Origin of the sequence: Tessaracoccus aquimaris, assembly GCF_001997345.1 — a bacterium.
Taxonomy (GTDB): Bacteria; Actinomycetota; Actinomycetes; order Propionibacteriales; family Propionibacteriaceae; genus Arachnia; species Arachnia aquimaris.
Genome location: NZ_CP019606.1, coordinates 1,980,676 through 1,996,987, shown reverse-complemented (window position 1 = coordinate 1,996,987; position 16,312 = coordinate 1,980,676). Strand labels below are relative to the sequence as shown.

The 16,312-nt window shown below is 71.9% G+C and carries 18 protein-coding genes; 15 read left to right on the top strand and 3 right to left on the bottom strand.

The window, feature by feature from the left end; genetic code table 11:
- Positions 1–48 precede the first annotated feature (48 nt).
- The 3 genes from BW730_RS09385 to BW730_RS09375 are packed head-to-tail and all read left to right on the top strand — an operon-like array spanning position 49 to position 3,504.
- Complete coding sequence (locus BW730_RS09385; RefSeq protein ID WP_077687596.1) at positions 49–1,032, top strand: glycosyltransferase family 2 protein; 984 nt, start codon at positions 49–51, stop codon at positions 1,030–1,032.
- Between the two features lie 31 nt (positions 1,033–1,063).
- Positions 1,064–2,437 (top strand): coiled-coil domain-containing protein, encoded by a 1,374-nt coding sequence (locus BW730_RS09380; RefSeq protein ID WP_145952792.1) that lies wholly within the window; start codon positions 1,064–1,066, stop codon positions 2,435–2,437.
- Complete coding sequence (locus tag BW730_RS09375; protein ID WP_145952791.1) at positions 2,434–3,504, top strand: coiled-coil domain-containing protein; 1,071 nt, start codon at positions 2,434–2,436, stop codon at positions 3,502–3,504. The genes BW730_RS09380 and BW730_RS09375 overlap by 4 nt, the downstream gene beginning before the upstream one ends.
- A 5-nt stretch (positions 3,505–3,509) precedes the next feature.
- Here the strand turns inward: BW730_RS09375 and BW730_RS09370 are convergent, their stop codons facing one another.
- Positions 3,510–4,166, bottom strand: coding sequence for a TIGR03089 family protein (locus BW730_RS09370; RefSeq protein ID WP_077686007.1), 657 nt, complete (start codon positions 4,164–4,166; stop codon positions 3,510–3,512).
- 30 nt (positions 4,167–4,196) lie between these two features.
- Between BW730_RS09370 and BW730_RS09365 the strand changes: the two genes are divergently transcribed.
- The 6 genes from BW730_RS09365 (at position 4,197) to BW730_RS18520 (ending at position 10,529) form a co-directional block, all read left to right on the top strand.
- Positions 4,197–5,276 (top strand): mannose-1-phosphate guanylyltransferase, encoded by a 1,080-nt coding sequence (locus BW730_RS09365; protein ID WP_077686006.1) that lies wholly within the window; start codon positions 4,197–4,199, stop codon positions 5,274–5,276.
- A 22-nt stretch (positions 5,277–5,298) separates the two neighbouring features.
- Complete coding sequence (locus tag BW730_RS09360) at positions 5,299–5,937, top strand: hypothetical protein (protein WP_077686005.1); 639 nt, start codon at positions 5,299–5,301, stop codon at positions 5,935–5,937.
- A gap of 82 nt (positions 5,938–6,019) precedes the next feature.
- Positions 6,020–6,274, top strand: a complete 255-nt coding sequence (locus tag BW730_RS09355; RefSeq protein WP_077686004.1) for a WhiB family transcriptional regulator — start codon at positions 6,020–6,022, stop codon at positions 6,272–6,274.
- Positions 6,275–6,319: 45 nt separating this feature from the next.
- Positions 6,320–8,455, top strand: a complete 2,136-nt coding sequence (locus BW730_RS09350) for a glycosyltransferase family 2 protein (RefSeq protein ID WP_077686003.1) — start codon at positions 6,320–6,322, stop codon at positions 8,453–8,455.
- Positions 8,456–8,466: 11 nt separating this feature from the next.
- The gene (locus BW730_RS09345; protein ID WP_077686002.1) at positions 8,467–9,294 is read left to right on the top strand and encodes a hypothetical protein; all 828 of its coding nucleotides are present in this window, start codon (positions 8,467–8,469) and stop codon (positions 9,292–9,294) included.
- Positions 9,294–10,529 (top strand): DUF5719 family protein, encoded by a 1,236-nt coding sequence (locus BW730_RS18520; protein WP_077686001.1) that lies wholly within the window; start codon positions 9,294–9,296, stop codon positions 10,527–10,529. Before BW730_RS09345 ends, BW730_RS18520 begins: the two co-directional genes overlap by 1 nt.
- Here the strand turns inward: BW730_RS18520 and BW730_RS09335 are convergent.
- Positions 10,526–10,894: a metallopeptidase family protein gene (locus BW730_RS09335; protein ID WP_226996670.1), complete on the bottom strand. Its 369-nt coding sequence runs from the start codon at positions 10,892–10,894 to the stop codon at positions 10,526–10,528. The genes BW730_RS18520 and BW730_RS09335 overlap by 4 nt on opposite strands.
- 100 nt (positions 10,895–10,994) lie before the next feature.
- Here BW730_RS09335 and BW730_RS09330 point away from each other — a divergent pair, with 100 nt between their 5' ends.
- From BW730_RS09330 to ahcY, 6 genes are all read left to right on the top strand, one after another.
- Positions 10,995–11,357 (top strand): DUF3499 domain-containing protein, encoded by a 363-nt coding sequence (locus BW730_RS09330; RefSeq protein ID WP_077685999.1) that lies wholly within the window; start codon positions 10,995–10,997, stop codon positions 11,355–11,357.
- 130 nt (positions 11,358–11,487) lie between these two features.
- Entirely contained in the window at positions 11,488–12,834 is a 1,347-nt protein-coding gene (locus BW730_RS09325; protein ID WP_077685998.1) for a phosphohexomutase domain-containing protein, read from the top strand.
- Between the two features lie 56 nt (positions 12,835–12,890).
- Positions 12,891–13,082: a Trm112 family protein gene (locus tag BW730_RS09320; RefSeq protein ID WP_077685997.1), complete on the top strand. Its 192-nt coding sequence runs from the start codon at positions 12,891–12,893 to the stop codon at positions 13,080–13,082.
- On the top strand, positions 13,079–14,128 hold the full coding sequence (locus BW730_RS09315) for a phosphoheptose isomerase family protein (RefSeq protein WP_226996668.1): 1,050 nt from the start codon (positions 13,079–13,081) through the stop codon (positions 14,126–14,128). Before BW730_RS09320 ends, BW730_RS09315 begins: the two co-directional genes overlap by 4 nt.
- A gap of 5 nt (positions 14,129–14,133) precedes the next feature.
- Complete coding sequence (locus BW730_RS18115; protein ID WP_145952790.1) at positions 14,134–14,565, top strand: type II 3-dehydroquinate dehydratase; 432 nt, start codon at positions 14,134–14,136, stop codon at positions 14,563–14,565.
- A gap of 57 nt (positions 14,566–14,622) precedes the next feature.
- On the top strand, positions 14,623–16,020 hold the full coding sequence (ahcY, locus tag BW730_RS09310; protein WP_145952789.1) for an adenosylhomocysteinase: 1,398 nt from the start codon (positions 14,623–14,625) through the stop codon (positions 16,018–16,020).
- A 16-nt stretch (positions 16,021–16,036) separates the two neighbouring features.
- Here ahcY and BW730_RS09305 read toward each other — a convergent pair whose 3' ends face one another.
- Complete coding sequence (locus BW730_RS09305; RefSeq protein ID WP_077687595.1) at positions 16,037–16,279, bottom strand: DUF3039 domain-containing protein; 243 nt, start codon at positions 16,277–16,279, stop codon at positions 16,037–16,039.
- Between the last annotated feature and the right edge of the window lie 33 nt (positions 16,280–16,312).

Sequence of the window (16,312 nt, the reverse complement as noted above, 5' to 3'; positions counted from 1 at the left end):
GCCGCGATCCGAGGGAGGTCCACAGTGCCGTCGAGCGTCAGCGTCGTCATGCCAGTGCGTGACGAGGAACGCCACCTCCGCGCCGCCGTCCAGGGAGTGCTGGACCAGGGCTACCCCGGGGAACTGGAGCTGATCCTGTCGGTGGGCCCGAGCAAGGACCACACGCATCAGATCGCAGAGCAGATCGCGGCGGAGGACCCGCGCGTCGTCGTTCTCGACAACCCCACCGGCTACACCCCGGCCGGCCTCAACGTCGCCCTCGCCGCCGCTAGCCACCCCATCGTGGTGCGCGTCGACGGCCACGGCGAACTCAGCGACGGCTACATCGCGACCGCCGTGCGGCTCCTCGAGGAGACCGGCGCCGCCAACGTCGGGGGGCTGATGGACGCCCGCGGCACGTCACCGCTCTCCGAGGCAGTCGCCGCCGCCTACAACTCCGCGTTCGGCCTGGGTGGCGGAGGCTTCCACCTGGCAGACACCCCGCCGGGGCCCGCCGAGACCGTGTTCCTCGGGGTCTTCCGGCGCGACGTGCTCCGCGAGATCGGCGGCTTCGACGAGTCGCTGCACCGAGCGCAGGACTGGGAACTCAACTACCGGCTCCGACAGGCCGGCCACACGGTCTACTTCTCTCCCGAACTCCGCGTCGTCTACCGGCCCCGCGACAGCTTCGGCGCGCTGGCGCGCCAGTTCTACCGCACCGGCCAGTGGCGCAGAGAGGTCATCCGCCGCCACCCGGACACCCTCTCGCTGCGCTACCTGGCGCCGCCGCTGACCGTCGCGGGCGGCGCGGCCGGCCTGCTGGGCGGCCTGCTCGGGCTGGCCCTTCGCAGCCGGCTCCTCACCGCGATGTTTCTCGCGCCGGCGCTCTACCTGGCGTTCCTGGCCGCGGCGACCGCGTCCATGAAGGGGCTCAGCCCAGCGGCCCGGCTCCGGCTCCCCGCCGTGCTGGCGGTGATGCACGTCGCCTGGGGAAGCGGCTTCCTCAAGGGGCTGGACCACACCCCGATTCCGGGTGGCGGTACCGGCCGGTGAGTCGGATTGTGGTTCATGACAAGATGGGCGCATGGAACCCCAGCAGCCGAGCGTGACACCCGTGCCGGGTGGCGCGTCCGCGGCCACGGAGGTGCTGTTCCAGGCCCAGAAGCTGGCCGACCGGCTGCGTGACGAGGCCCAGGCCGACGCCGCACGGATCCGCGATGACGCGACCGGGGCCATCAAGGAGCGCGACGACGCCATCGCAGAGCTCGACTTCGCCAAGCACCGGCTGACCGAGGCCCGCGCCGACGTCCAGCGGATGCTGTCCGAGGCTGCCGAGCAGGCAGGCACCATCACGGCCTCAGCCGAACGCACCGCCGACGAGCTGATCGCCGACGCGCGGATGGAGGCCGACGCCATCCGGCAGCGCGCGCACGCCGAGGGGCAGCGCCTCGTCACCGAGGCCGAGGGGCACGCGGCGAAGCTGCGCGCGGAGGTGGAATCGCAGACCTCCGTGCAACAGGCCGAGCTGCAGTCCCGGCTGCTCGACCACGAGGCGCGGGTCGCGGGCGAGGTCGACAAGCACCGGCAGCGGCTGGACGCCGAACGCGCCGCCGCTGAGGCCGAGGCCGCCGAGCTGAAGAGTGCCGCCGCCGCGCACGCCGCCGAGTCAGACGAGGCCGTCCGCGTCGCCCGCGGGGCGGCGGAGGCTGAGGCCGCCGAGCTACACGAACGCACCCATGCCGAGGCTGCGAAGCTGGAGGCCGAGTCGAAGGCCGAGGCCGAGGCGAGGCTCGCCGAGGCAACGGAACAGCTGGAATGGGCACAGGCGACCGTCGTGCGGTTGGTCGACGGCGCGACCGCCGACGCCGCCCGCACCCGTCGCACGGCGCACGTCGGGGCAGCGAGGCGCGCCAGCCAGGTGCGCGAGAAGCTCGCAAGCACCCTGACGGGGGCCGTCGACGTCGCGCGACAGCGGATCCGCTCGGCCGACATCAGCGCCGCCGACGTGCGTGCCCGGGCCGACGCCGAGCTGACCGCCGCCAACGAGCATTCCGCCCGCACCCGCGAGGCCAGCGAGTCAAAGGCCGCCGACGTGCTCGCACGGGCCGAGCGCGAGGCGCAGGCGATCACCCAGCGCGCCGAGGAGCGGATCGCCGACGCCGAGGCCAACGCCACCGTGGTGCGCGAGAAGCTTGCGGCCGACCTGGAGCGCTCGCAGCGCGCCTCGTTCGAGCGCACCCGCGCCACCCGCGAGGAGGCCATCGAACTGCTCGCCGAGGCGAGGGTCGAGGCCGACCTGCTGCGCACCCAGGCCCGCGAGGTGCTGGAGGAGGCCCGCGCAGAGGTCGCGGCGCTCGCGCAGCGCCGCGACAACATCACGAGTCAGCTGAACTCTCTCTCCGGCGTGATCGAAGCTCTCGCCGTCCCCGGATCAACCACGTCGAATGAGGATCAATGATGGCCCCTAACTTCCGCACCGTCCTGCGCGGCTACGAGCCCGCCCAGGTGGACGCAGAGCTCAGCACGCTGCAGCAGGCGCTGGACGCCGCGCGCGCCGAACTGGGCGAGCTGACCGTCCAGATGAAGGAGTCGCGCCAGTCGTTGACCCAGGCGGAGGCCCGTCTCGGCGAGGCGAACTCGCGCGCGGAGGAGGCCGTGCGCGCCAAGACCATGGCGTCGCGTCCGACCTTCGAGGACCTGGGGGAGCGGATCGGCCAGATGCTCAGCCTCGCCGAGGATGAGGCGAGCGACGTGAAGCGCTCCGCGCAGGACGAGGCCGCGCGGCTGCTGGAAGACACCACCCGCAAGGCGGAGGCGATGGTCACCGAGGCGGACAGGTACGCGATCGACACCCGCAGCTCCGCGGACGCAGACGCCGAGGCGAAGCTGGCCGGGGCGCAGCGCCGAGCCGACGAGTTGATCGACCATGCCGACCGCGAGGCTGCCGCCCGCCGCGAGGAGGCCGAGGCGGTCTACGAGTCGCAGCAGGCCCGCGCGGCTCAGGCCGCGGCGGACTTCGAGCGCACGCTCGCCGAGCGTCGCGACACCGCGGCCGCCGACTTCGCCGTCGCGATGGGGCAGCGCGAGGACCAGTTGAAGGCCGCCGAGGAGAACCTGCGTGCCGCCGAGAACGAGGCGCAGCGCGTCATCTCCGACGCCAGCAGCCAGGCGGAGGGTCTCAAGTCCAAGGCGCACCGGGAGGCGGAAGAACTGGTGGGCGAGGCCCGTACCAAGGCGGAGCGGGTCCGCCGCGACTCCGAGCGCGAACTGGCCGCCGTCTCGCAGCGCCGCGACTCGATCACCGCTCAGCTCTCCAACGTGCGTCAGATGCTCGCCACCCTCGGTGGCGGAGCCGCGCTTGTCGGCGCGGTCGACGCCGCGCCAGCGGCCGCGGACGAACCCGTCGTCGCCGACGAGGACCTGGACACCCCCGACGGCGTCGAGGCGGCCTCGGCCGAACTCGTCGAGGATGAGGACATCGCCGTCGAGGACGTGGACCCGGAGGGCACCGAGGAAGAGGCCTGAGCGGCCTACTCCTCGAGCGTCGCGTGTTCGGCGGTCGCCACCGCGATCAGCCGCTCCGGCTCGTAGCCGACCGCGATCACGCTTGAGCCCTCGCCCTCGACGGGGGCGACCAGCGCGTCGAGCAGCCAGTCGGCACCCGGGTTCGGGGCGGTGAACAGAAGCCGCGTGTCGCGGGCGACCACCGGCGCAAGCGCCTCCCCGTCGAGCAGGTCCTCCTGCGCCCACACAGACGAGTCGTGCACGTCGGGCTGCGCGAACACCTCCACGTAGTCGACGGCGTCGGCCGGGGGGACCTCGAATCCGCGGCCGAGCGGATGCAGCGAGCAGGCCACGCTCAGCGCCGCCCGCCGGTCGTCGCCCGGGCCGACCACGATCAGGTCGGCCCCGGTGTCTGTGGTGTTGACGGGACAACCGCGTTGCCAGGCCGCCGCGATCCACACCAGCGACACCCAGTGACCCGGGTGGGTCGCTGCGAGCACCACGTCGATCGGCTCGCCGTCGTCGTGGCCGAGGTCGGCGATCAGGTTGGCGGTCTTGTCGACCCAGTTCGCGAACGTCGTGGCGCTCAGTTCGGTGCGGGTGTCTGCCGTGCCGTCGTAGTGGGTGATCAGGGGGCGTGCACCGGAGGCGGCGACGCGGCGTCGCAGGGCGGGGGTAAGCATCCATCGATCGTAACCGGGTAGCCTCTGCGCATGCATTACGTCGTGATCATGGCGGGCGGATCGGGCACGAGGCTGTGGCCGCTGTCCAGGCAGGGCAGGCCAAAGCAACTGCTGGAGATCTTCGAGGGGCGCTCGCTGCTGCGGATGGCCTACGAGCGGCTCGCGGGCGTCGTGCCTGCCGCCAACATCCTGGTGTGCACGGGCCGAGCCTATGCCGAGGACGTCGCTCGACAGTTGCCCGAACTGGGCAGCGGGAACATCCTGGGCGAGCCGGAGGGGCGCGACTCGCTCAACGCCGTGGCCTGGTCCGCGGCGGAGATCGCACGACGCGACCCCGACGCCGTCGTGGCGATGGTCACCGCGGACCAGGTGATCACGCCCGTCGATGAGTTCCAGGGGGCGCTGCGCACCGCCTTCGAGGTGGCGGAGACGGTGCCCGGAGCCCTCGTCACGCTCGGCGTCGTGCCGACCTCCCCGCACGTCGGGTACGGCTACCTGCACCGCGCGGAGGAGATCGCCGGATTCCCCGGCGTGCACCGCGTCGCCGAGTTCAAGGAGAAGCCGACGCTCGAGGTCGCCGAGGAGTACCTGGCGAGCGGCCGCTACTGGTGGAACGCTGGCATGTTCGTCTGGCGGGCCGAGACGCTGCTGTCCCAACTGGACCAACTGCTTCCCGACACCGCCGCGACCGTCCGTGAGATCGCAGCGCACCCCGAGCGCCTCGACGACCTGTTCCCGACGCTTCGCAGGATCTCGGTCGACTACGCCGTGATGGAGCCGGCCTCCGTCGGGGCGACCGACGCGCAGGTGATCAGCGTGCCGCTCGCGGTCGACTGGAAGGACGTCGGGGGCTTCCTCTCGCTCGCGGAACTGCTCAGCACCGATGAGCACGGCAACGCCGTCGACGGCCGCCACGTCGCGCTCGACTCGTCCGGTTGCGTCGTCGTCAATTCGATGGGCCCCGACCACCTGGTGGCGACCATGGGGCTCAGCGACTGCCTCGTCGTGGCGACCCCGTCCGCGACGCTGGTGGCGCGACTCGCCGACGCTGAGAGGGTCAAGGAGTTGGTGTCGCTCGTGCGAACCCATGTTGGGGCAGAATTCGCATAAACCGGAACCCGAGAGGAATCACATGGGTGGCCTAACCGACCGCGCCAGGAGCACGGCGAGCGCCGTGCTTGTCGGCGTCCTGCTCGTGGCGGGCACCGTCGAGATCGTCGCCTCAGTGATCCACCTCGGGGACGCGGGCGCCGCGGCCCTGGCCGCGCACGGCGCACCCTCGTCGCTGCTGCCGTTCACGCTCGCCGCAGTGGCGGCCGTCTTCTGCGGACGACGCGCCCGGATCCTGGCATTCTTCGGCTCCGCCGCGGCGCTGATCGCGCGCGTCGTGATGATGTCGCTGCTGGTGGTGCCCGGCTGGAACCTGGGCCCCGGCGATGCGCTCGGCATGACGGCGGGCCTGCTGACGGGGATCGCGGCGCTCGGCTGGACCCTGTTCCTGGTCGTCGGCAACCGCGACCTGGCCGACGCGGACGAGGGCTCCGTGCCGCCCGCGATCACGCAGCCCCGCTGGAGCGGCCCCGCCGTCGACCCCGTCACCCCTGGCTCGGCAGCGGACCGGCCCGCCGAGTCGCCATCGACCCCGGTCGCCCGGCCGCAGCACGCGCAGAACGACTCCCGCGCTGGCAGTTGGGCCACCGCCTCAACGCCGTGGCCGCGTGCAGTCGAGGACGACCCCAATGGAACTTTGATCAGGCCTCCGCGTCGTTAACAGCAGATTCCCCACCGGTTTCCCGTTTCCACTTGACCGATCAAAACCACTCGTGTGTAATTCAGGCCAGGAAGGAGGGCCCATGGACGACGAACTGTTCGCGTTGCTTGATGATTCGCAGTACGCCTGGCAGGCGGATGCTCTGTGCGCCCAGACCGACCCCGAGGCCTTCTTCCCGGAGAAGGGCGGATCGACCCGCGACGCCAAGCGCGTCTGTCTGAGCTGCACCGTGCGGACCGAGTGCCTTGAGTACGCGCTCGCACACGACGAGCGGTTCGGCATCTGGGGCGGCCTGTCCGAGCGCGAGCGACGCAAGCTGAAGCGCGCAGCAGGCTAGCCCGCTGGTAGCCTCGGTGCTCATCCATCGGCAGCGGGAGGACTCGTGACGGACGAACCGCAGCGCGGTCAAGAGGTCGACGACCTCTGGGCCTGGATCGACCAGGAAGACCCCGCCCCCGACGTGCCGGAGGTCGCCCCCGACGCCGTCACAGCCGTGATGGTCGTCCACGACGCCGCCGAATGGCTGGCCCGTCAACTGCTCTCCCTCGCGCGGCTCGAGCCGCGCCCCGGCCTCATCATCGCCGTCGATACCGGCTCCGAGGACGGCTCCGGGGATCTGCTCGCCAGCGCCCGCGACGAGGGCGTCATCCATGAACTGGTCACGCTCGGCCGCGAGGCCGGCTTCGCTGAGGCGGTCGCCACCGCGCTCGAGGGACGCGAGCCGGAGTGGATCTGGCTGCTGCACGACGACTCGGCCCCGCACCGCGACGCGCTCGCCAAGCTGCTCGAGGGCGCCCGGCACTGCGACGTGGTCGTCCCGAAGCTGCTCGAGCCAAAGCGCCGCAACTATCCGGAGACCATCTCCGAGGTCGGCCAGGCGATCACCGCAGGCGGCCTGCGCGTCCCCCTCGTGGAAGAGGGCGACATCGACCAGCACCAGAGCGAGTCGCGCGATGTGCTCGGCGCCTCGACGGCAGGCCTGCTGGTGCGCGGCGAGACCTGGCGTGAGATCGGCGGACTCGCCCCGGAGGTCGGACGGCACCGCGACGGAGTCGACCTTGGCTGGCGCACCAACGCGATCGGCTACCGCGTCCTCACCTGGCCCGACGCGGCCCTCAACCACCTGCGCGCCGGCCGCACCGGCCAACGCCCGGGCGACGAGCACCCACACCTCACCGACCGGCTCGCGGCGCTGCGCATCGCGGGCTCGCGCGGCGCGTCCGGCATCGGACTGGGGGCCGCGTCGCTGCTGCGCTCGCTCGGCTTCCTGCTTGCGAAGTCGCCCGGCCACGCGTCTGCCGAACTGGCCGCATGGGGGCGCTACCGGCGCACCCCCGACCAGACCAAGGCGCTCGCCGCCCGGCTGCCCGATGAGGATCTGACGCCCGAGGACCTGCTGCCCAACCGGTTCTGGCCGATCCGGCACGCCGTCGACCGCTTCGGCTCCGGCCTGAGCGACCGCTACCGCACCCTCACCGACACCACCTCCGACACCTCGATCGACGAGTTGACCAGCGACGACTACGCCGGCCCGGTGCGCCGTCGCCGGCTGCTGTCGCCCGCGACGCTGCTGATTCTGGTGCTGCTCGTCGCGGCCGGCGCAGCGGCCCGCACACTGCTCGGCGGAGGGCCGGTCTCCGGAGGCGGGCTGCTCGCGGCGCCCGCATCGCTCGGCGCCGCCTGGCAGGCCTACCTGAACGGGCAGGCCCCGTGGCTCGGGCTCGCCGCCGTCTCCTCCCTGGCGGGCCTCGGCAGCCCCGGCTGGTTCGCGTTCCTCGCCATCGTGCTCACCCCGCTGCTCGCGGCCATCTCAGCCCTCGCGCTGCTGCGCAGGCTCGGCGTCGAAACGCCGCTCGCCTGCGCCGCGAGCGCCGCCTGGGCCGGTGGCACCGTGCTGCTCGGCCTCGTCACCGCAGGCGACGTCACGGGCATGGTGCTCGCCGTCACCGGCCCGCTGTTGGCGCGCGCCATTCACGCCATGGTCGTCAACGAGGCGACCGGGGCCGAGCGGCTCCGCGCCCCCGCGGGCGTCGCCTTCTGGCTGCTGGTGGTCGCGAGCGTGTGGCCCGCCGCGCTGCCCATCCTGACGATCGCCGGCGTGGTGTGGGCCGTGCGCAACCGCGCAAGGATCACCGAGACCGCCGTCGCGCTGCTCCCCGCCTGGACCTACCTCGTCCCGTGGCTGCCGAGCCTTGTGCGCCACCCTGGAAGGCTCCTGACGGGCGTCGACCCGATGGCCTGGCCCGACTATCCGCCCGCGTCCTACGCGATGGTGGTCGGCCGGATCCTCCCCTCGGGCCTGCCACTCTGGGCCAACCTCGCGTTCTTCGGCGTGCTTGCCCTTGTCGCGGTGCTCTCGATGGCGGGCCTGCGGCGCACCGCATGGCTGTGGTCGGTCGTCGCGCTCGCCACCCCGCTGCTCATCGGCACGCTGCTCTCGCGGCTCACCGTCGGCGTCGAGGGGGCGTCGCCCGGCCGCTGCTGTCGCCGTGGGCGCTGCTCGTCCTCGCGGCGCTGATCGCCCCAGCCGTGCTGGAGAAGGCCCAACCTGCCGCGCTGCTGCGCTCACGGCTCGCCGCACTGGCGGTCGCCGGGGCGCTGGCGATCGGAACGTGGGCCGTCGTCGGCTTCAACGGCCCCGTGCGCTCCATCAGCACGGTGCTGCCGGGCTACGTCCGTGACGTGATCTCCTCGGGGCGCGACTCCCGGGCCCTCGCGGTGCAGATGGACGGCGACGACCGCGTCACCTGGAACGTCATCGACGCCCGCCAACCCCAGTGGGGCGTGGGGGAGCGCAACCCGGTCGGCTCCTTCGACCGGCAGTTCAACTCGCTCGCCTACTCGATCGCGGCGGGCGACCCGCCCGTCGACCTCGCGGAGCGGTTCCGCCTGATGGGGGTCTCGCACCTCTACGTCGGCGGCGTCGAGGGCCAGCAGCGCGCCGCACTGGACAACCTTGAGGGCCTGATCAGCAACCCGGCAGACGACCGCTCCACCGTGTGGACCGTCGGTGGCCTCGTCTCGCGCGCCTCCATCGACGGCGACGAACCGTTCATCGTCGACGGCCAGGTCCCGGCAGGCGCCGCGGATCGCACCATGTACCTCGCCGAGTCGGCAGGGGCCGACTGGCAGGCGAGTGTCGACGGCGTCCGCCTCGAGCGGGGCGCCGCCGAACGTCCGCTGATCGCCGACTCCGTCACGACCTTCTCACCACTGCCGGCAGCGGGAGGCGCCCTGCACCTCGAGCCGACCCAGCACTGGTGGCACTTCTGGCTGCAGGCGGCCGTGATGCTCAGCATCGCGCTGCTCGCGGCCCCGACCCTCGGCGGCGCCGCCGTCGCGCGAAGGGGGCAGTGATGCTGCGCAAGGTTCTCCTGTCATTGGCCGCAATCGTCGTGGCGGTCGGGCTCGCCGTCGGAGCCTCGCTGCTCACCCCGGCGCGCAAGCCACCCGCCCAGACGGTCGACCTGGTGCGGGCCACCAAGCTGACCTGCGTCGGCGCGGGCCGCGTCCTCGTGCTCGGCGACGCCGACATCTCCGCCGCCCCGCTCGGCGAGCCCCTCGCAGCCGGGACCCGCGGGCCGCTCGACGCGACCATCGACGCGCCCACCATCGTCTCGGCGAACTCGCTGATCGTCGGCGGCGTCCTGACGAGCAGCCCGGTCGCCGGCTACACGCCGTGCACGGCGCCGATGCCCTCGGGCGTCTTCCAGGTCGCCGACCCGGCGAGCACCGAACTGGTGCTCTCCAACCCGGACGCCAACGAGGCCGCCGTCGACCTCACGCTGATGGGCCCCGACGGCGAGATCACGGCGGTCGGCTCGCGAGGCATCGCCATCGCCCCCGGCGTGACCCGAACCATCGCGCTGTCGGTGCTCGCGCCGGAGGGGCCGGTCGGCGTGGCCTACACCACAAGCCAGGGTCGCGTCTCGGTGCTGGCACGCTCGGTGCCGGGCCGGACCGTGCCGTCGATCTCGGCGCGCCCCGCCGCCGAACAGAGCATCATCGGGGGCATCCCGCCAAGCGCCCAGGGCGTCCAGTTGCTGCTCAGCAACCCGTCGGAGGACCGCCTGGACGTCTCGGTGGTCGCCTTCGGGGCGACGTCGACGTATGAGCCCGCGCCCGCCGCCGACCTGACGTTGCCTCCGCTGAGCGTGCTGGCGGTCGACCTCGGCACCTCACTGGCGGGCGAGGCGAGCGGGCTCCGGATCGACGCGAGCCAGCCCATCGGAGCAACGGTCCTGGTCGGCCCCGCCGGCGCGCAGAACGCGCTGTCGCCGGGTGAGGCTGCAGAGTCGCTCGGCGTCCTGGCCGTGGACGTGGAGACCGTTCAGGTGACCAACCCCGGCGTCGCGCCGGTCACCGCGACCCTCACCGTCGGGGACCTCACCATGCAGGTGAGCGTCCCCGCAGGCACCACGGTCAGCGTGCCCGCAGCCACGTCGGGGGTCGCGGCTGTCACGGTCGCTTCGGACACCCCGGTGCTCGCCGACGCGGTCTCGGCGGACGGCAAGGTGGTCTTCCCGCTCGCCCCGACAGTCGAGGACGCGTCGGTGGCAGGCGTGGTCGTGGCCGACCCGAGCCTGCGTTAGTCGTCCCAGCCGGGCTCGCCGCCCAGTTCCTCGATGCTGCGCCCCGTGAGGGCGCTGAGTTGCTCGACGATCGTCTGGTGCACCAGGTCACGCAGTTGAGCCCTCGACCCGGCCCGATGCTCCAGGGGGCGCTCGAAGATCACGATCTGCGCCTTCCGACCCCTGCCAGGCTCCAGGGCGGCGGACAGCGGGACGCGGTCGCCGGACCAGGCGACGTTGAGGTGGGGGACCTCCTCGACGCCGACGATCACGTCGCGCAGGGCGTCGGGTGCCACGGCCGCGATGTCGGCCATCGCGGAGGTCACGCAGTCGTTGAAGAACGCGGTCCTGGTTGGCCGCGCGAGGGGTACGGGTCGCTTGGTCATGGCGTTCGGGGAGGCGAGCGGCCCCCTGATTCCGCGCCCATGGCGATCTCGTCTGCGTGGCATGCGGCCACTTTAGTGGCCCGTGAGTTAGGTTGCTGCGGTGCGTACCTGTTCCCGTACCGCCTGCACCGCCCCGGCGGTCGCGACGATGACCTATGTGTACGCCGACTCCACTGCGGTGCTCGGCCCCCTGTCGCTCAGCGCGGAGCCCGGCGCCTACGACCTGTGCATCCGCCACGTCGAGCGCACCAGCGCCCCCAAGGGCTGGGACGTGATCCGGCTCCCGCTCGACGGCGCGGCGCCCCAACCGAGCGCCCCGTCCGACGACCTGATGGCCCTTGCCGACGCGGTGCGCGCCATCGGGATGCGCGACGACGACCCGGCCATGCGCCCCGCCCCGCAACTGCACGACCCCGAGCCGACCTCCCGAGGCGGCCACCTGCGCCTGGTCCCCGTCGACTGAGCGCGCTGGTTGAGCCATGAAGCGGCGCGGAGCGTCGCTTTATCGGTCGAAACCTCTGGCACCCGGTGCTGGGTCCGCCTCGCTTCCTCCATGTCCACGCGACGAGCGGCGGGACCGATAGTGTTGGTCCGTGCTCGACCCCGTGATCTTCAAGGCCAACGACATCCGCGGCGTGGTCAGCGGCGACCGGCCCGAATGGGATCTCGACGGGGCCCGCGCCCTCGGCGCCGCCTACGTTTCCCTGCTCGACGTCGATGAGTTCGTGCTCGGCCGAGACATGCGCGGCCTCGGCCGCGAACTGTCCCTCGCCTTCGCGGACGGGGCTCGCAGGGCCGGCGCCTCCGTGATCGACATCGACCTCGCCTCGACCGACGAACTCTGGTTCGCCTCCGGCTGGCTCGGGCTGCCCGGCGTCCAGTTCACCGCCAGCCACAACCCGGCCGACTACAACGGCATCAAGTTCTGCCTCGCCGACGCGCGTCCGGTGCCGGGCGACTTCACGGCACGGCTCCGCGACCGCGCCGCCGACATCGCCATCGGCGAAGAGGTGACCGGCGGCTACCGCACGCTGGACGCGCTCGGCCCCTACGCCGAGCGCCTCTCCGACCTCGTCCCGCAGCGCGGCGACCGCACCCTCAAGGTCGTCGTCGACGCAGGCAACGGCATGGCGGGCCACACGGCGGTCTCCGTCCTGGGCGGCAGGTCGCTGAACCTGGTCGGCCTGTTCCTCGACCTCGACGGCACCTTCCCGAACCATCCCGCCAACCCGCTCGAGCCGGAGAACCTCATCGACGCTCAACGCGCCGTCCGCGACAGCGGGGCCGACCTCGCGCTGGTCTTCGACGGCGACGCGGACCGCTGCTTCATCATCGACGAGCGCGGCGAGGTCGTCGACCCATCGGTGGTGACCGCCATGATCGCCGTCGCGGAACTCGCGAAGCATCCGGGCGCCACCATCGTCACCAACACCATCACGTCGTGGTGCGTCGACGAGGCCGTCGAGGCCGCGGGAGGCACCGTCGTGGTGTCAAACGTCGGGCACACCTACGTCAAGGCCATGATGGCCGAGACGGGCGCGGTGTTCGGGGGCGAGCACTCCGCGCACTACTACTTCCGCGACTTCTGGTCGGCAGACACCGGCATGCTCGCGGCGCTGCACGTCCTGGAACTGGTCCGCGAGGCGGATCGGCCGCTGTCCCAGTTGGCCGCCGTCTACGACGGGTACGCCCGCTCCGGCGAGATCAACTCCACCGTCGAGGACGCAGCGCACAGCATGGACACGGTGGCCACTGCGTTCGCGGGCCGGGGCGAGGTCATCGTCGGCGACGGGCTGACGGTGCGCAACGAGCCCGAGCGGTGGTGGGTGAATCTGCGGCCGAGCAACACCGAGCCGCTGCTGAGGCTCAACGTCGAGGCGGCGGAAGCGGAGACCATGCGCGCGCTCCGCGACGAGGTGCTCGCGCTGGTGCGAGCCTGAGGACCTCCTTGCGCACAAGCGATAGGCTCGGACACGTCCACACCACAGGAGGAAACATGGCAGAAGATCAGATGGCGCTCTCGCCCGAGTTTCTGGCCATCGCCGCTTGCCCGGCGTGCCACGCCAAGTTCGCGGTGGACTACGACGAGCACGAACTCGTCTGCACGAACCAGGCATGCGGCCTCGCGTACCCGGTGCGCGACCAGATCCCCGTCCTGCTGATCGACCAGGCGCGCAGCACATTGTGAGCACCCCACTGTTCGACGACTCGAGGCTCGAGGCCGCCGAGCTCGAGGCACACGAGGGGCTCCGGTGGCTCGCGTTGGCGGGGGCCCGGATCCGTCGGGCGGCGCTGACCCGGCCGCACGGCCACCTGCCGAGCGCCGAGCGGCCCCGCGGGATCCTGGTGCTCGGGTCCGAGGCGCGGCTCGTGCGCGCGGTGCTCGAACCCGTCTGCCCCGTCCCGTTCATGGCATGGCCGGGCCCAGGGCTGCCCGCCTGGGTCGGCCCGCTCGACCTCGCGGTCATCCTCGGCGGCTACGACTCTCCCGAATGGGTGCTGCAGTGCGCAGCGGAGGCCGCCCGGCGCGGCGCGTCGCTGATCCTCGCCGCCCCGGAGGACTCGGAACTGGCCGCCGCCGGCTCGTCCGCCAACACCAGCCTGATCCCGACCTTCGAGGATGACCCGATGGCCGCGGCCGTCGCGGTGCTCGCCCAGCTTGGCCAACTCGGGCTCGGGCCGTCGGTGCATCCCGAACACGTCGCCGACGCGGCCGACCTGGTCGCGGAGGCCTGCGCGCCCCGCCGAGACCTGTCCGACAACCGCGGCAAGGAGTTGGCCCTCGAACTGGCCGACGGCCTTCCCCTGATCTGGGGAGGAACGGTCCTTGCGGGCCGCGCCTCCCGTAGGATCGCCGAGTCCCTGCGCCGCGCCTGCGGCCGGCCGGCGCTGGCCGCCGACGCATCCGAGTTGGACACGCTGCTGTCCGCCGTCCCGCGCCGCGACCCGTTCGCCGACCCGTTCGACGGCGGGGGAGAGGTGCGGCCCGTCATCGTGCTGCTCGACGACGACAAACTGCACGACCGGATGAGGGGCACCGCGATCTCGCTGCTCGCCCGCGCCGAGGCCGTCGGCATCCGGGTCGCCCGGATCTCCTCCGGCGACGCGGAACTGCGCGCCACCGACGTCGAGCGCTACGTCACGCTGCTGCAGCAGGGCCGCTACGGCGCGACCTACCTCGAGATCGGCCTGGGCGGCAGCGTCGACCGGCCCGCGGCAGGGCTGGCAGACTGACCCCCATGACCAAGGTCCTCGTCCTCAACGGCCCCAACCTCGGACGGCTCGGCTCGCGCCAGCCCGACGTGTACGGCGCCACGACCTACGCCCAACTCGCCGAACATCTCGTCGAGACCGGGCGCGGCCTCGGCCTCGACGTCGAGGTGCGGCAGAGCGACTCCGAGGGCGAGTTCATCGGCTGGCTGCACGAGGCCGCCGACCTGGACGCCGATGTCGTCATCAACGCGGGCGCCTGGACCCACTACTCCCACGCCATCGGCGACGCGGCCGCGCTTGTACCCCGCTACGTCGAGGTGCACATCTCGAACGTGCACGCCCGCGAGGAGTTCCGCCACACGAGCGTGCTGTCGGCCAGGGCGGCAGGCATCATCGTCGGCTGCGGCGTCGGCGGCTACGACCTCGCCCTCGCGCACCTTGCAGCGACCCCCCGCTGAGCCCCACTCGCCGAGCGCGAATGCGGCCGACGGGGCAGTCACCGGTAGCATGGCGGCGTGGATTTCCGTGTAGCTGACCCGACCCTTGCCGACTTCGGACGCAAGGAGATCACCCTTGCCGAGCACGAGATGCCCGGCCTCATGGCGATGCGGGAGCGCTTCGGCGACTCCAAGCCGCTCACGGGCGCCAGGATCGCCGGCTCGCTGCACATGACGGTGCAGACCGCGGTGCTCATCGAGACGCTCGTCGCGCTCGGCGCGGAGGTCCGCTGGGCCTCCTGCAACATCTTCTCCACCCAGGACCACGCGGCGGCCGCCATCGCCGCGGCGGGCATCCCGGTGTTCGCCTGGAAGGGCGAGACGCTGGAGGAGTACTGGTGGTGCACCCGCCAGATCCTGCAGTGGCCCGACGGCGCGCAGCCCAACATGATCCTCGACGACGGCGGCGACGCGACCCTGCTCGTCCACCAGGGCGTCGCGGCCCAGGAGGCGGGCGAGGTGCCGGCCGACGCCGACGACGACTCGCACGAGTTCCGCGTCGTCAAGGCCACCCTGCGCGACGCGCACGGCGTCGTCGACTGGAAGGCCCTCGCAGAGAGCGTGCAGGGCGTCACGGAGGAGACCACGACCGGCGTGCACCGCCTGTACGAGATGGCCCGCGACGGCTCGCTGCTGTTCCCCGCCATCAACGTCAACGACTCGGTCACCAAGTCCAAGTTCGACAACAAGTACGGCTGCCGACACTCGCTCGTCGACGGCATCAACCGCGCCACCGACGTCCTGATCGGCGGAAAGGTGGCCGTGGTGTGCGGCTACGGCGACGTCGGCAAGGGCTGCGCCGAGTCGCTGCGCGGCCAGGGCGCCCGCGTGATCGTCACCGAGATCGACCCGATCTGCGCGCTGCAGGCCGCCATGGACGGCTACCAGGTCGCCGAACTCGACTCGGTCGTCGGGACCGCCGACATCTTCGTCACCGCCACCGGATGCTGCGACGTGATCAGCAACGAGCAGATGGCCCGCATGAAGCACCAGGCGATCGTCGGCAACATCGGCCACTTCGACAACGAGATCGACATGGCGGGCCTCGAGGGCCGCGGCGACGTCACGAAGGTCGAGATCAAGCCGCAGGTCCACGAGTGGCGCTTCGACGACGGCCACTCGATCCTGGTGCTGTCAGAGGGGCGCCTGCTGAACCTCGGCAACGCTACCGGCCACCCGTCGTTCGTGATGAGCAACTCGTTCACGAACCAGGTGCTCGCGCAGATCGAACTGTTCACCAAGCCCGACGAGTACCCGGTCGGCGTCTACGTGCTGCCAAAGCACCTGGACGAGGAGGTCGCCCGGCTGCACCTCGCCTCGCTCGGCGTCGAACTGTCCACGCTGTCGCAGAAGCAGGCCGAGTACCTGGGCATCGACCCGGCGGGCCCGTACAAGGCCGACAGCTACCGCTACTGATCCCGCCGCGGCGGCGTCACTTGCCCGGGTTGAGGGACTCCCAGATGTCCTTGCACTCGGGGCAGACGGGGAACTTGTCCGGGTTCTTGGTGGGAACCCACACCTTCCCGCACAGGGCGACGACGGGCGTGCCGTTGACCATGGCCGCCATCAGCTTGTCCTTGGGCACGTAGTGCGAGAACCGGTCCTGGTCGCCGTCCTCGAAGAGCTCTGTGCGTTCGTCAACGACGGTCTGGGATCCGGGGGCCAATTCAGTCATGGGCCGATTGTACGCGTGGACGAGGTGCGAGAG

What these genes read in the sequence shown, in the direction of transcription:
- BW730_RS09355 (WP_077686004.1), top strand. Translation starts at nt 6,020, where the DNA reads ATGGACGACGAACTGTTCGCGTTGCTTGATGATTCGCAGTACGCCTGG.
- BW730_RS09385 (WP_077687596.1), top strand. Translation starts at nt 49, where the DNA reads ATGCCAGTGCGTGACGAGGAACGCCACCTCCGCGCCGCCGTCCAGGGA.
- BW730_RS18115 (WP_145952790.1), top strand. Translation starts at nt 14,134, where the DNA reads ATGACCAAGGTCCTCGTCCTCAACGGCCCCAACCTCGGACGGCTCGGC.
- BW730_RS18520 (WP_077686001.1), top strand. Translation starts at nt 9,294, where the DNA reads ATGCTGCGCAAGGTTCTCCTGTCATTGGCCGCAATCGTCGTGGCGGTC.
- BW730_RS09370 (WP_077686007.1), bottom strand. Translation starts at nt 4,166, where the DNA reads ATGCTTACCCCCGCCCTGCGACGCCGCGTCGCCGCCTCCGGTGCACGC.
- BW730_RS09320 (WP_077685997.1), top strand. Translation starts at nt 12,891, where the DNA reads ATGGCAGAAGATCAGATGGCGCTCTCGCCCGAGTTTCTGGCCATCGCC.
- BW730_RS09335 (WP_226996670.1), bottom strand. Translation starts at nt 10,894, where the DNA reads ATGACCAAGCGACCCGTACCCCTCGCGCGGCCAACCAGGACCGCGTTC.
- BW730_RS09380 (WP_145952792.1), top strand. Translation starts at nt 1,064, where the DNA reads ATGGAACCCCAGCAGCCGAGCGTGACACCCGTGCCGGGTGGCGCGTCC.
- BW730_RS09305 (WP_077687595.1), bottom strand. Translation starts at nt 16,279, where the DNA reads ATGACTGAATTGGCCCCCGGATCCCAGACCGTCGTTGACGAACGCACA.
- BW730_RS09375 (WP_145952791.1), top strand. Translation starts at nt 2,434, where the DNA reads ATGATGGCCCCTAACTTCCGCACCGTCCTGCGCGGCTACGAGCCCGCC.
- BW730_RS09360 (WP_077686005.1), top strand. Translation starts at nt 5,299, where the DNA reads ATGGGTGGCCTAACCGACCGCGCCAGGAGCACGGCGAGCGCCGTGCTT.
- BW730_RS09365 (WP_077686006.1), top strand. Translation starts at nt 4,197, where the DNA reads ATGCATTACGTCGTGATCATGGCGGGCGGATCGGGCACGAGGCTGTGG.